12 protein-coding genes are annotated in these 14,780 nt (G+C 66.7%); all 12 read left to right on the top strand.

From position 1 onward, the window contains the following. Window positions 1-181: 181 nt before the first annotated feature. The 12 genes from QNI11_RS06515 (at window position 182) to QNI11_RS06570 (ending at window position 14,780) form a co-directional block, all read left to right on the top strand. Entirely contained in the window at window positions 182-1,156 is a 975-nt protein-coding gene (locus tag QNI11_RS06515; protein ID WP_100927300.1) for a tripartite tricarboxylate transporter substrate binding protein, read from the top strand. A gap of 93 nt (window positions 1,157-1,249) precedes the next feature. Beyond that, on the top strand, window positions 1,250-1,681 hold the full coding sequence (locus QNI11_RS06520) for a tripartite tricarboxylate transporter TctB family protein (RefSeq protein ID WP_100927299.1): 432 nt from the start codon (window positions 1,250-1,252) through the stop codon (window positions 1,679-1,681). A 3-nt stretch (window positions 1,682-1,684) separates the two neighbouring features. Continuing rightward, window positions 1,685-3,223 carry a tripartite tricarboxylate transporter permease gene (locus QNI11_RS06525; RefSeq protein ID WP_100927298.1) on the top strand — a complete coding sequence of 513 codons (1,539 nt, stop codon included), beginning with the start codon at window positions 1,685-1,687 and terminating at the stop codon, window positions 3,221-3,223. A gap of 348 nt (window positions 3,224-3,571) precedes the next feature. Beyond that, the gene (locus tag QNI11_RS06530) at window positions 3,572-4,918 is read left to right on the top strand and encodes an ABC transporter substrate-binding protein (protein WP_100927297.1); all 1,347 of its coding nucleotides are present in this window, start codon (window positions 3,572-3,574) and stop codon (window positions 4,916-4,918) included. Between the two features lie 58 nt (window positions 4,919-4,976). Then, window positions 4,977-6,224 (top strand): sugar ABC transporter permease, encoded by a 1,248-nt coding sequence (locus tag QNI11_RS06535; RefSeq protein WP_283982797.1) that lies wholly within the window; start codon window positions 4,977-4,979, stop codon window positions 6,222-6,224. A gap of 79 nt (window positions 6,225-6,303) precedes the next feature. Continuing rightward, the gene (locus QNI11_RS06540; protein ID WP_283982798.1) at window positions 6,304-7,518 is read left to right on the top strand and encodes a carbohydrate ABC transporter permease; all 1,215 of its coding nucleotides are present in this window, start codon (window positions 6,304-6,306) and stop codon (window positions 7,516-7,518) included. Window positions 7,519-7,576: 58 nt separating this feature from the next. Then, entirely contained in the window at window positions 7,577-8,833 is a 1,257-nt protein-coding gene (locus QNI11_RS06545; protein WP_283982799.1) for a hypothetical protein, read from the top strand. Continuing rightward, entirely contained in the window at window positions 8,821-9,834 is a 1,014-nt protein-coding gene (locus QNI11_RS06550; RefSeq protein WP_283982800.1) for an ABC transporter ATP-binding protein, read from the top strand. The genes QNI11_RS06545 and QNI11_RS06550 overlap by 13 nt, the downstream gene beginning before the upstream one ends. A 184-nt stretch (window positions 9,835-10,018) precedes the next feature. After that, a complete protein-coding gene (locus tag QNI11_RS06555) occupies window positions 10,019-11,038 on the top strand; it encodes a TRAP transporter substrate-binding protein (RefSeq protein ID WP_100927292.1) in 1,020 nt (339 codons plus the stop codon). Between the two features lie 68 nt (window positions 11,039-11,106). Continuing rightward, window positions 11,107-11,673 carry a TRAP transporter small permease gene (locus QNI11_RS06560; RefSeq protein WP_100927291.1) on the top strand — a complete coding sequence of 189 codons (567 nt, stop codon included), beginning with the start codon at window positions 11,107-11,109 and terminating at the stop codon, window positions 11,671-11,673. Further along, window positions 11,663-12,955 (top strand): TRAP transporter large permease, encoded by a 1,293-nt coding sequence (locus QNI11_RS06565; RefSeq protein ID WP_283982801.1) that lies wholly within the window; start codon window positions 11,663-11,665, stop codon window positions 12,953-12,955. Before QNI11_RS06560 ends, QNI11_RS06565 begins: the two co-directional genes overlap by 11 nt. Window positions 12,956-12,968: 13 nt before the next feature. Continuing rightward, the gene (locus QNI11_RS06570) at window positions 12,969-14,780 is read left to right on the top strand and encodes an AMP-binding protein (protein ID WP_283982802.1); all 1,812 of its coding nucleotides are present in this window, start codon (window positions 12,969-12,971) and stop codon (window positions 14,778-14,780) included.

The raw sequence follows: 14,780 nt of genomic DNA on the forward strand, positions 1-14,780 counted from the left end.
GGGACGTCCCTTTCATTTCTGCCGAATTCCGCGCCGCTTTCCGGCCTTTGACAGCTTCACGACAGCTTCCTTCGCTACGTCCTTTGTCTAACCCGTAACGAGGGAGGCTGCAAAGGCAGTCGTGACTACGGGGAATGTCGGGCAGTCGCCTCTCGCGGCTGCCAATGTGGAGGAAAATGACATGATCAAAGCAACCCGGCTCGTCGTGGCCGCGGCACTCGTGGGCGTATCCGCCCTTGCCGCCAGCGCGCAGGAAAACCCGGAATGTATCGCACCGGCCAACCCGGGCGGTGGCTGGGACTTCACCTGCCGTCAGGTGGGCAAGTCGCTGCAGGACCTCGGCCTGATCGACAAGACCATGCAGGTCGTCAACCTCGCCGGTGGCGGCGGTGGCGTGGCCTACGCCGAAGTGGTGAACAAGCGTAACGACAGCAACGACCTGATCGTCGCGGCATCCTCGGCCACCGCGACCCGCCTCGCGCAGGGCGCGTATCCGGGCAACACAATGGACCAGGTGCGCTGGCTCGCGTCGGTCGGAGCGGATTACGGCGTGATCGCCGTCGCCGCCGACTCCGAGATCGACACGCTCCCCGCGCTGCTCGACCAGATCAAGGCGGATCCGACCACGATCTCCGTTGCGGGCGGGTCGGCCGTGGGCGGCTGGGACCACCTGAAGGTCCTGATCGCGGCCAACGCCTATGGCATCGATGACGTGCGTTCGATCAAGTACATCGCCTTCGACGGCGGCGGCGAGGCAGTGACCCAGCTTCTGGCGGGCTCTGTTCAGGCCTTCACCGGCGACATTTCCGAAGCGAAGGGCTTTGTCGACTCCGGCGACATCAAGGTGATCGCGGTCCTCGCGCCCGAGCGTCTGGGCGGCGAATTCTCCGAGATGCCGACCGCGAAAGAGCAGGGCGTCGACGCCATCGGTGCCAACTGGCGCGGCTTCTACGCCCCTGGCGGCATGTCCGACGAGGCATACGACGCATGGGTTTCCAAGATCGGCGAGCTCTATGCCTCCGACGAATGGAAAGCCGTGATGGAGACCAACGGCCTCGCGCCGCTGGACCTGCAGGGTGCTGACTTCCAGGCCTTCGTCGAGGAATCCGTGGCCAAGATCCAGTCGATCTCCAAGGAAATCGGCATCATCAAGTAAGCGTCCCCCGCGCGCTTTCTACAGGGCGCCGCCGCACGAGGCGGCGCCCGATCCGTACCCGATACCCCCTGACATCCCGAACTGGAGATCCCCATGAGTGATCGCATCTTCGGGGTCTTCGGCATTCTCCTCGCCATCGGTTTCGCCATTTCGGCGCTGTATATCGAGGAAAGCTTTCTCTCCGATGCCGTTGGTCCCAAGGCCTTCCCCCTGATCATTGCCGCCATCCTCGGCATTTCGAGCGCCGTGATCGCCTTCCGTCCCGATCCCGAACCGCAGTGGCCCGCGCTTGGCCGCCTGGTCGAGATCGGCGCCGCCATCGTCGTGATGATCCTTTACGCCGAGTTGCTGCCCGTCGCGGGCTTCGTCCTAGCCACCGCCTTTGCCGCAGGATACCTAGCGTGGCGCCTTGGCTCCGGCCCGGTCGAGGCCGTGCTGACCGGCGTCGGCACTTCGGTCGGCATCTACGTCATCTTCCACCTCGTGCTGGGCCTCTCCCTCGCACGCGGCCCCTGGGGGTTCTGAACCATGGAGACCTTTTCCAATCTCGCCGACGGCTTTGCCATCGCACTGACGTGGCAGAACATCCTGCTGGCGCTGCTGGGTTGTTTCCTCGGCACGATCATGGGCGCGCTGCCCGGCCTCGGCCCGTCGAACGGCGTGGCCATCCTGATCCCGCTGGCCTTCACCCTCGGCCTGGGCGCCACGCCCTCGCTGATCCTGCTCACGTCCGTCTACTACGGCGCGATGTACGGCGGGCGGATTTCGTCGATCCTGCTGAACATTCCCGGGGACGAACCCGCGATGATGACCTGTCTCGACGGGCATCCCATGGCCAAGAAGGGGCTCGCCGGTGAGGCTCTCTCGCTTTCGGGAATTGCTTCCTTTGTCGGCGCGTTCTTTGCGACCTGGGGGCTGATCTTCCTCGCGCCGCAGCTGGTGAAGATCGCGCTGCTCTTCGGCCCGGCGGAGTACTTTGCCCTCTTCGCCCTTGCGTTCATGACGCTCGGCGGCGTGTCCTCCACCAACCAGGCGAAATCGGCCTTTGCCGCGGCACTGGGGCTTGGCCTTGCGATGATCGGCGTCGACACCCAGACCGGCGTGCCGCGCTTCACCTTCGGCGAGGTGCACCTTTATGACGGTCTCGACTTCCTCGTGGCCATCGTGGGCCTGTTCGCGCTGTCCGAGGTCTTCATCTTCCTCGAACACCGCCACGGCGGGGCGGACGCGGACGAGACCAAGCTGAAGATCGGCAAACTCTACCCGCCGATGTCGATGATCAAGCAGTGCATACCCACGATGCTGCGTACCTCGTTCCTGGGCTTCCTCGCTGGCGTGCTGCCGGGGGCAGGGGCCTCGCTGGGGTCGTTCATCTCGTATTCGTTCGAAAAGCGGCTGGTCGACAAGGAAGGCACCTTCGGCAAGGGCGACCCGCGCGGTGTCGCGGCCCCCGAGGCGGGCAACAACGCCGCCGCAGGCGGAGCGCTGGTGCCGATGCTGGCGCTTGGCGTGCCCGGCTCCGGCACGACCGCGGTCCTGCTGGCGGTGCTCCTGGCGCTGAACATCACGCCCGGACCGCTGCTGTTCACCCAGAACCCGGACGTGGTCTGGGGCCTGATCGCGGCGCTCTTCATCGCGAACTTCATGCTGCTGGCGATGAACATCCCGATGGTCGGCATCTTCACCCGCGTGCTGATGATCCCGTCGCGCATCCTGATGCCCATCGTGGCGATGGTCAGCTTTGTCGGGATCTACGGCATCTCCGGGTCGTCTTTCGACCTGATGGTGATGATCGGCTTCGGCGTCATGGGCTGGGTGCTGCGCAAGTTCGACGTGCCGCTGGTGCCCATCATCCTCGGCACGCTGCTGGGCAACGCGATGGAGAACAACCTGCGCCGTGCCATCACCATCGACAACGGCAACTGGTGGACGCTGATCGACAGCCCGCTTGCCATCGGTCTCTGGACGGTTGCCATCGTCGGGTTCATCCTCCCGCTGATCATCGGCGCGCGGGTCAAGGCCGGCATGCGGCGGCAGGGCGACGAAGAAGGGTCGCTCCGCGACTGAACCAGAGCCACGAGCCAGCGAAACACCGAACCCGGCGCCCCCCGCGCCGGGTTCTTTTTTTGGCTTCTGGGATGCGGCGCGGGGCGCCCGAAACCGCCCCGACAGCCGGATACCGGCGTTCACAAAGTGCCTTTTATTTAAACTTGGCTTGTCGTGCGCGTTAACTCAACCTTGCAGGGGGAGGGAATCGTTGTCGATTTTCGAAGTGATAAATGTGGCACTGCAGCATTTCGCGTACAAAGCCACGGCTGCCGGACACCGCGAGGTGCCCGCGCGGCAAGCCGGCCAGAAGGTCCGGAGGGGCGCCTTGCCCCGCACGATGCCTCCCGTGTTCAACAGGAGGATACCATGGCGACGAACAAAGCCCGGCTGCTGGCCGGGACGGCGCTTGCGCTGACAATCGCGGGTGCGGCGCAGGCCGACACGATACGGTTCTGGACGACAGAAACACAGCCCGAACGGCTGGCCCGGCAGGAACAGATGGCCGCCGACTTCACCGAGGCGACCGGCAACGAGGTCGAGGTCATCCCGGTCGAAGAGAGCGACCTCGGCACACGGGCGACGGCGGCCTTTGCGGCGGGTGACCTGCCGGACGTGATCTACCACACATTGCAATGGTCCCTGCCGTGGGCGGAGGAAGGCATCCTCGATCCCGAGGCCGCGACCGACGTGATCGAGGACCTGGGCGAGGACACCTTTGCCGAGGGTGCCCTGAAGATGGCCGCCTTCGGGGAGGGCTACGCGGCGGTCCCCGTGGACGGCTGGACGCAGATGATCCTCTACCGCAAGGACCTGTTCGACGAGGCAGGGCTGGAAGCGCCGACCACCTACGCCGCGGTCGAGGCCGCGCTGGACAAGCTGCACAACCCGCCCGAGATGTACGGTTTCGTGGCCGCCACCAAGGTCGACGAGCCCTTCATGAGCCAGGTGCTGGAGCATGTCTTCCTCGCCAACGGCGTGACGCCGGTTGGGGAGGACGGTTTCGCGCCGCTCGACGAGGCTAAAACCACCGAGGTGCTGGAGTTCTACAAGAAGCTGGCCGACGCTTCGCCGCCGGGTGACCTCTACTGGGACCAGTCGCGCTCGCTCTATTTCTCGGGCAACGCGGCGATGATCATCTGGTCGCCCTTCATCCTCGATGAGCTGGCCGGCCTGCGCGACAGTGCCCCGCCGACGATCAACGACGACCCGACCTCGCCCGAGCTGGCATCGAAGACCGGGATCGTGACGACCTTTGCCGGTCCGTCCAACCCGGACGGCGCAGCCTGGGGCGACATGCGGTACTTCGGGATCACCTCCGACGCGGATACCGACATCGCGGAGGAGTTCGTCGCCTACTCGATGGATCAGGGCTACACCCAGACGCTGGCCATCGCGCCGGAGGGCAAGTTCCCGACCCGCCGCGGCACCGCCGACGACCCGACTGCCTTCCAGAAGGCATGGGCCGAGCTGCCCGTGGGCGTCGACCGCAAGGCGCCGCTCGGGGACCTCTACGACCAGTCGAAGATCGACGAGATCGTCAGCGGCCTCGACGTGGCGCAGCGCTGGGGTGTGACCGAGGGGCAGCTGGCGCTGGCGTCGAAGATGATCAACAGCCAGGCGATCAACCGGATCGTGCGGCAGTACATCGACGGCCAGATCGAGGTAGCCGACGCCGTTGCGGCGATGAACGACGAGCTTTCGAAGATCGAATGACGTCCCGGGCGGGCGGGCCCCGGTGGTCCGCCCGCCTGCGCCATGGAGGATCACGGCCATGTCACAGGCGATTCCGCCGACCGGAACCGGCCCGCTCGCCCGGCGCGAGGCGCGGCTTGCGTGGTCGCTCCTGTTCCCGACGCTCTTCGCCGTTGCGGCGGTGGTCGTACTGCCGCTTCTGGCGGTGTTCTGGATCAGCTTCAAACCCGTGGAACTGGGCGACCTGCGGGCGCCCGAAGTGGTCATCCGCGAGGACCTGCGCGGCAAGCCCGAGACCGCGGGCGACGAGGCCACGGTGCGCTACCGCCTGCGGAATTCCTCTCAGGACCAGTCGATCGCCGGGGTCACGCTGACCGACACATGGCCGGACGGGCTGACCGTTATCGGCGACCTCGACCCGCGCTGCACTCTGGACGGGGCGGACTTCTTCTGCGACCTGGGCGACTGGGAGGGCGGCTACAGCGAGCGGCTGGAGATCCCGGTGACCGTCTCCGCCGATTTCCTCGCGCAGGAAACCGACATCGAGGAGACCGACCCGGTGATGACCGGCCGGGCGCAATCGGTGCTGACATCGGGCAATTTCACGCTGGAGAACTTCGCCCGCGTCTTCGACGGCGAGGAGTTCCTGTCGGTCTTCGGCGTCACGCTGTTCTACACCGTGTTCGGCACCATCGGCGCGCTGGTGATGGGGCTCTTCGCGGCGCAGCTTCTGAACCATTCGTTCAAGGGGCAGGGCCTTTTGCGGGGGCTTTACCTCTTTCCCTACGTGGCGCCGGTGATTGCCGTGGCCTTTGCGTGGATCCTGCTCTTCGACCCGTTCTCGGGCTCGGCCAACGCGCTTCTGGTGCAGATGGGCGTGACCGAACAGTCGATCAACTTCTTCGGGCAGAAGCCGCTGGCGCTGATCATGGTCACCGCCTTCGAGGTCTGGCGGTACTTCCCACTGTCCTTCCTGTTCATCCTCGCGCGGATGCAGTCGATCGACAGCGACATGTACGAGGCCGCCGAGATGGACGGGACCTCGCCCTTCCAGCAGTTCTGGTATCTCTCGCTGCCGATGCTCTTGGGCATCCTGAGCGTGCTGTTCCTGCTGCGCTTCATCTGGACCTTCAACAAGTTCGACGACATCTTCCTGCTGACGGGGGGCAACGCGGGCACGCGGACCCTGACGGTGAACGTCTACGAGCAGGCCTTTGCCCTGTCGAACATCGGGGCGGGCGCTGCGGTGGCGGTGGTGGTCTTCGGCTGCCTGCTGATCTTCTCGGTCTTCTTCTTCAAGTTCATCAGCCGGGAGGAAGGGTTGTGAGCCGCGCAACAGGCGGGGCTGCGCCCCGGGCGCCTGCGGCGCCTTTCAGGTATTTCTGCCAAGATGAAGGAGCGGGCGCATGAAGGCGTTGAGGGTCGGATACGTGACCGGCGCGCTTCTGGGCGCGCTCTGGGCGGTGGTGGCCTTCATCACCGTGGCCGTGGTCATGAGCTTTGCCACCGGAGAAAGCGTGCGGCCCTCGGGCTCGGGCGCGGTGCTGGTGGGCGCGATTGCCGGGCTGGTGGCCGTGCGTTGGCAGAACCGCTGGCTGACCGACGGCGCGGCGCTGGCGGCGGCGCTGGCGCTGGCGGCCGTGGGAGTGGGCGCGCTGCGGTTCGGCGAGGACACGGCAATGGGCCTGCGGGCGGCGGCGCTGATCTTCGGGGCGGGGGCCACGGGCATTCCGCTGGTGCGTTACCTTGACGGGCTGCCCCCGGGCGCGCTGACCCGGCACCAGTTCGAGGGGGCGGTGATCCGGGCCCTGATGGGGTTCGGCTACGTCTTCTTCACCGCTATCGTGGTCATTCCCTTCTACGTGATGGTGATGACCTCGCTGAAGAACCAGGCAGAGCTGATCGCCAACCCGCTCGATTTCTCCATCGACCTGTCGCAGGGCTGGGGGTTGTTTCGCTCCTACGTCGAGCTGATCCGGGACTTCAACTTCGGCCGTTACCTCTGGACCTCGTTCTACATCTCGGTGCTGACGGTGCTGATCACGCTGGCCTTCGCCATTCCCGGCGCCTACGCGGTGGCGCGGCTGAGGTTCGCAGGGCGGGCGATGTTCTCGCGCTCGATCCTGCTGATCTACATGGTGCCGATGATCGTCCTCGCCCTGCCGATCTACATCGCCTTTTCCATGACCGGGCTCAGGAACTCCATCGCCGGGATCGTGATGATCTACCCGGTCACGACCATTCCCGTGGCGCTCTACATGCTGCAGGGCTACTTCCGCGGGCTGCCGGCCGAGATCGAGGAAGCGGGGCTGATGGACGGGTTGTCGCGGCTGATGGTGATCTGGAAGATCACCCTGCCGTTGTCGCTGCCGGCGCTGGCCTCCGTGTCGCTCTATGTCTTCATGATCGCGTGGAACGAGTTCCTGCTGGCCTTCATGCTGCTCGACGATCCATCGAAGTTCACGCTGACACGCGGCATCGCCTCGCTCAATTCGTCGGAGATCCCGCGCCAGCACCTGATGGCCGGATCGGTGATCGCCACGGTGCCGATCATGGCGCTGTTCCTTGGGCTGGAGCGGTTCATGACCAAGGGCCTGACGGCGGGGAGCGTGAAGGGATGAGCGGTGTGCATCGGGGCATAAGGGGTGCGGGGTGCGTGACCGGGATGAGGGGGGCGGCATGACCGACCTCGACACCACCGCGCGCCGCATCCTGCAGGGCAACGACCGGGGCGGGTACACCGTGCCCACGGCGGGGCTTTATCCCTACCAGTGGAACTGGGACAGCGTCTTTGCCGCCATGGGGTTCGCCACCTTCGACACCGACCGCGCCTGGCAGGAGGTGGAGACGCTGCTGTCGGGCCAGTGGCCGAACGGCATGGTCCCGCACATCCTGTTCCACAAGGTGGAGCCCACGTATTTCCCAGGCCCGGACGTCTGGGGTGGGGTCGGTCCTGTGCCGTCCTCGGGGATATCGCAGCCGCCGATCGCCGCGACCTTCATCCGGTACCTGGCCGATCTGGACCCGTCGGGCGCGGATCGGGCGAAGGCGATGGTCGGTCCGCTCACCGACTGGCACCGATGGTTCTTCGACTGGCGGGGGGAGGACGGCGCGATCTGCGTCAGCCACCCTTGGGAGACGGGGCGCGACAATTCCCCGGACTGGGACGCGCCCTTTGCCGCCATCGAGCCCGCCAACCTCGACGCCTACTACCGGCGCGACACCACCCATGTGGCAGAGGACGAACGCCCGCGCCGCTGGGACTACGACCGCTACCTGACGCTGGTGAAGCTGGGGCACGACTGCGGCTGGGACGAGGCGCACCTGCGGGAAGTCTCTCCTTTCCGGGTGGCCGATCCGACGATGACCTTCACCCTGCTGCGCGCCAACCGGGATCTCCTGGCCCTGGCGCAGCGGTTCGGGGCGGAGACGGCAGAGATCGAGGGCTGGATCGCCGCCATCGAGGCCGGATCGGAACGGCTGTGGAATGCGGAGATCGGCGCCTACGACACCTTCGACATGCGGGCGGGCAAACACTCCGGCGTCATCTCCAACGCGTCGTTCCTGAACTGGTACGCGGGTGTCAGGCCCGAACGGATGCTGGACCACTTCGACCGGATCGCCGGGCTCTTGCCCTACGGCGTGCCTTCGGCGGACCCGCAGCAGCCGGGGTTCGAGCCAAAGCGCTACTGGCGGGGGCCGGTCTGGGCGATGATGAACTGGCTGATCGCCCTAGGGCTGCGCGACGCGGGCCACGACGGCCGCGCCACCGCGCTCTGTGACACCACGCGGAACATGATTTCGACCGGCGGGTTTGCCGAGTACTTCGACCCGCGCGACGCGTCGCCTGCGGGCGGGCGCGATTTCACCTGGACCGCGGCCACCTGGCTGGCCTGGGCCTCACCGACTGCGAAAGGATTCCCATGGCAAGCATAGAGCTGAAGGCCGTCGAGAAATGGTTCGGCAACGTGCAGGTCATCAAGGGCGTGGACCTCGCCATCGAGGAGGGCGAGTTCGTCATCTTCGTGGGCCCCTCGGGTTGCGGGAAGTCGACCCTGCTCAGGATGATCGCGGGGCTGGAGGAAACCTCGCGCGGGCAGATCCTGATCGACGGGCGCGACGCCACCGCCGAGGCGCCCTCGCAGCGCGGATTGACCATGGTGTTCCAGAGCTACGCGCTTTATCCGCACATGTCGGTGCGCGACAACATGGGGTTTTCGCTGAAGGCGGCGGGCGTGCCGAAGGAGGAGATCGCGGCCAAGGTCGACCACGCGGCGGATGTGCTGAAGCTGGACGCCTATCTCGACCGGCGGCCAAAGGACCTCTCGGGCGGGCAGCGGCAGCGGGTGGCCATAGGCCGGTCCATCGTGCGCGACCCGACCGCGTTCCTCTTCGACGAGCCGTTGTCGAACCTCGACGCCGCGCTGCGTGTCGAGATGCGGTACGAGATCGCCAAGCTGCACCAGTCGCTGAGCGCCACGATGATCTACGTCACCCACGACCAGGTGGAGGCGATGACGCTGGCCGACCGGATCGTGGTGCTGGAAGGCGGGCGGATCGCGCAGATCGGTGCCCCGCGGGAGCTGTACGAACTCCCTGCGAACCTGTTCGTCGCGCAGTTCATCGGCAGCCCGAAGATGAACGTCTTTTCCGCCAGCCTCGCGCGCGGGATAGACGAGGGCGCGCGGGCCGCGCAGATCGGCATCAGGCCCGAGCACATCACGCTGGTGGAACCCGGCGACGGGCACATGGACGGGACGGTGGACGTGATCGAGTATCTGGGTGCCGACACCTTCCTGATCGTCGACTGCGGCGATGCGGGGCGGATCACCGTGCGCACGGACGGCGAGTCGGCGCGGAGCCCGGGCGACCCGGTGGGCCTGCACTTCGCGCCCGGCAAGGTCCATGCCTTCGACGCCGCGGGGCTGGCGATCTGACTGCGAACGCCTTGGCCTTCCACGGTTCCGGCGCCTGACACGATCCTTGGAACGCGGCGGAGGGGTGCTGCCGATTACGTCCGGTTTCGTTCATTCGTAAACATTTTATTTGATTTTCGCCCTTCGTTTGATACGCATTCCTTCATGAGGCCGGACGGGAAATCCGGCCCAAGGGAGGAACATCATGAAAAGAACGTCCGTCGCGCTTGCCGCGATTCTCGCCGTCGTGGGTCCGCTTTCGGCGCAGGCCCAGGAAGTCACGCTGCGCCTGTCGCACTGGATTCCGCCGACCATCGCGCCCGCCACGAAGGGCGTCGACCCGTGGGTGGCCTCCGTGCAGGAAGCCTCCGAGGGTCGCATCGCGATCCAGGTCTTCCCGGCGCAGCAGCTTGGCAAGGCGCCCGATCACTACGACATGGCCGCGCAGGGCATCGTCGATCTCGCTTGGGTGAACCCTGGCTACACCGCCGGCCGATTCCCGATCTACTCTGCCACCGAACTGCCGTTCATGTCCGACGACAACGTCAACGGCACGAAGGCCATCCACGAGTGGTACCTCGCGAACGGCGCCGAGACGGAGATGTCCGACGTGAAGGTCTGCTTCGTGCATTCCCACGCGCCGGGTGCCTTCCACTCCAAGGTGCCTGTGACCAGCCCGGAACAGGTTAAGGGCATGAACGTGCGCCCGGCTCATGCCACCATCGCGCGCTTCATCTCTCTGCTGGGCGGCGGCCCCGTGCAGGTGCCCGCGCCGGAAGTGCGTGAAGCGCTGTCCAAGGGCACCGCGGAGGCCGTGACCTTCCCGTGGGGCGCCATGTACGACTTCAAGCTGACCGAGGAAGTGCCGGTTCACCTCGACATGCCGTTCTACCTGTCCGCACAGGTCCTCGTGATGAACAAGAACAGCTACGAGGGCCTCTCGGACGAGAACAAGGCCGTGATCGACTCCCACTGCACGCCGGAATGGTCGGGCAAGGTGTCGGCGGGCTGGGCCGAGGACGACATGGCCGCCAAGGACAAGCTGAAGGCGGACGACACCCAGTCCTTCAACACCCCGACCGAGGAAGAGGTCGCGGCGTGGCGCGAGGCCGCTCAGCCGCTGGTCGAGGAGTGGAAGCAGGCCGTCTCTGCCAAGGGCGGCGACGCCGATGCCATCCTCGAGGCCTACAAGGCCGCGCTGCAGAAGTACGACGCGGACTACTGACCTGACTGACGGGGCAGGGCGCGCCATCTGCGCGCCCGCCCCAGCCAAGCCTTTTCTCCGGAGACCCCATGTACGAACGTCATCCATCCGGGCGGCCGGTCCGCCGGGTCATCTCGGTCATTGAACGCATCGCGGGCATCGTTCTCGGGCTGGTCACGATCCTGATCGTGGCGTCTGCCATCGGGCGCTACGGCTTTGCAAGGCCGGTTCCGGATGCCTTCGACCTGTCGCGGCTGGTGCTGGGCGTCGCCGTGGCCTGGGGGCTGGCGTCGGTCGCCTGGCACGGCACCCACATCAAGGTGGACCTGCTGGCTCAGGCGCTGTCGCCGCGCGCACGGACGGCCGTCAACGGCTTTGCGTGGTTCGTGCTGCTGGTCTTCACCGCGCTTCTGGTGTGGAAGATCGGTGAGCGGACGCTGGCCGCGATGTCGGGCGGGGACGCCACCATGGACCTGCGCCTGCCGCACTGGCCGTTCTTCGGCGCCATCTGGCTGGGCACCGTCGCGGCCTTCTTCGCCACTGCCGTGCGGCTCTGGCGGATCGTGCGCTTCGGCAGCGACCTGGGCGAATTCGACGGTATCGACGAACAACTTCTGAAAGACCAGACGGTCGGGGAACGCAACAATGAGCGGTGAACTGATCGCCACGCTGGGCTTTGTCGCCCTCTTCGGGCTGATGGCCGTGCGGGTGCCCATCGGGATCGCCATGGGGCTGGTCGGTATCGGCGGTTTCGCGGGTGTCGTGGGCTGGCGTCCGGCGCTGAACCTGCTGTCGCAGTCGCCCATCGCCACCATCACCGATTTCAACCTGACGCTCATCCCGTTCTTCGTGCTGATGGGGGTGCTGGCCACCAACTCCGGCATGTCGTCGGAACTGTTCCGCGCGGGCCGGGCTTGGCTGGGCGGCTTCAAGGGCGGGCTTGGCCTTGCCTCTGTCGGGGCCTGCGGCGGCTTTGCGGCGATCTGCGGATCGTCGGTGGCGACCGCCGCCACGATGACCAAGATCGCCTACCCGGAGATGAAGCAGGCGGGCTATTCGGACGCCGCCGCCACCGGCATCATCGCCGCAGGCGGCACCGTGGGCATCCTGATCCCGCCCTCCGTGGTGCTGGCGATCTACGGCTTCATGACGGAGACGGACATTGGCGAGCTGTTCATCGCCGGGGTGGTTCCGGGCATCCTCGCCGTGGTGATGTACATGGCCACCGTGCGCCTGTGGTACGGGCGCGACCTGCCCGCCGCCGACAAGTTCACCCTGTCCGAGGGGCTGGCCGCGCTGAGGGGCGTCTGGGCCGTGGGCCTGCTGTTCGTCGCGGTCATCCTGTCGATCTACTTCGGCATCGTCACAGCGACGGAGGCCGCCGCCGTCGGTGCGCTCCTGACCGCGCTGATCGGTTTGGCCCGGCGCAAGCTGACCATGACCACGCTGCTCGACAGCCTGGTGGAGGCGCTGCGCACCTCCGTCTCGATCTACGTTGTGCTGATCGGGGCGACGCTCTTTGGCTATTTCCTGGCGATCACGCAGGTCCCGCAGGAACTGACCTCCTTCCTCACGACGCTGGGGGCGGGCAAGTACGGCACGCTGCTGCTGATCCTGCTCCTGTTTCTCGTCATGGGCTGTTTCCTCGACGCGATGGCGATGATCATCCTGATGATCCCCATCGTCTTCCCGGTGATCGAGCAGCTTGGCTTCGACCCGATCTGGTTCGGCATCATCATCGTGATGACCGTCGAGCTTGGCCTGATCACGCCGCCGGTGGGGATGAACGTCTACGTCATCAACTCCATCGCGCAGAAGGTCAGCCTGACGACGATCTTCAAGGGCGTGCTGCCTTTCGTCGTGGCGGATGTGCTGCGGCTGGTCCTGCTGATCGCCTTTCCCTTCATCGTGCTGGCGCTGCCGGCCAGCATGAACTGATAGCGGGGCAGGGATGACAGGGCAGGGGCGCATCCGGACGATTGCCGATCTGGAGGCGCTGGAGGCCCGTGGTCTCGACGCCTTCCTGCCGCACCGCAGCCCGTGGGAGATCCTGCGCGCACAGGCGGAGCGGCAGCCGGGCGCCACCGCGATCCGCTACCTGCATGATGCGGCGGACCCGTCACGCGACGAGGTGGTGAGCTATGCCGACCTCGCCGGGCGCATCATGGGGGCGGCGCGGCTGTTCCGGCAGCACGGGGTCACGCCCGACCGCGCCGTCGCCCTTCTGACCCCGCACAGCGTGTCGGGGCAGGTGGCGCTCTGGGGCGCGCAGATGGCCGGGCGGGCCTGCCCGATCAATCCGATGCTGAAGCCCGACCACGTGGCCGCCCTGATCCGCGCGTCGGACGCCGCGGCCATTGTGATCGCCGGGATGAGCGACGAGATGGCTGTCTGGGCGCAGCTTGTCCCGGCCCTGCGCGCCGAGGGCATGGACCTGCCGATCTTTGCCTGTGACGCCGATCACGCCAGTCCCGGCTCGGACGGGACGTTCGAGACGCTGATCGCCATGGGCGGGCCTGAGGTGACGCCTGCGGGCGACGAGAGTGCCATCGCCGCCTTCTACCACACCGGCGGCACCACGGGGCAGCCCAAGCTGGTCTGTCACAGCCGCCTGAACGAGGCGCATGTCGCCCGGTCCTGCGCGGTCATGCACGATCTGTCGCCTTCGGACGTTATGGTGAACGGCTTCCCGCTGTTCCATGTCGCTGGCGCCTTCGTCTACGGCCTGTCGGTTCTGTCGGCAGGGGGCACGCTGGTCGTGCCGGGCCGTCTGGGGATGCGCAACCCGGCCTTCATGGCGGATATCTGGGGGCAGGTGGAGCGGCTCGGGGTCACCGTCATCGGGGCGGTGCCCACGGTCCTCTCGGCCCTCAGGGCGCGGCCGGTGAATGCCGACATCTCCTCGCTCCGCTGGCTGCTGACCGGCGGGTCGCCGCTGCCGAGGGAACTTGCCGAGGCCGTCGAAGGCCACACGGGCGTTCCGGTGCGCAACATCCTCGGCATGACCGAAAGCGCCGGGGCCATCGCGGTGGAGCCGGTGCACGGCGGGCGCACGCCGCTGTCCTGCGGGCTGCGCCTGCCGTTCACCGAAGTGGCGATCCTTGGCGAGACGGAGGGCGAGGCAGATCCCGCGCGCCCCCTTCCCACGGGCAAAACCGGCATCGTCGCCACGCGCGGACCGCACGTCGCGGCGGGCTATTCCGATCCGTCGCGCAACGCGGGCACCTTCCTGCCGGAGGGCTGGCTGGTGTCGGGCGACCTGGGACGGCTGGATGCCGAGGGGCGCCTGTTCGTCACCGGGCGCAAGAAGGACATGATCATCCGCGGGGCGCACAACATCGACCCGCAGATGATCGAGGACGCCCTGCTGGCGCATCCGGAGGTCACGAATGCCGCCGCGGTGGGGATGCCGGACGCCTACGCGGGCGAACTGCCGGTCGCCTTCGTCACCGGCGCGGTGACAGAGGCCGCGATGATCGCCTTCCTCGGGCAGCGGATAGAGGACCCGGTGGCGCTGCCGAAACGCATCGCGGTGGTCGAGGCGCTGCCGCTGACACCCATAGGCAAGATCTTCAAGCCGTCGCTCCGGGCGGAGGCGATCCGCTGGGCCATTGCCGCCGCCGCCGAGAGGCTGGGCATCGTTGCCAAGGTCGATGTCGCCCCGAACCTGGAGACACGCATCACCACCTCGGCGGGTGACGTGGAACGGTTGTCCGACGCGCTGGCCGGCATGCCCATCACCTGCACGGTGGAGGCGGGCTGA

The sequence above is a fragment of the Sagittula sp. MA-2 genome (genome assembly GCF_030126985.1).
GTDB lineage: Bacteria > Pseudomonadota > Alphaproteobacteria > Rhodobacterales > Rhodobacteraceae > Sagittula.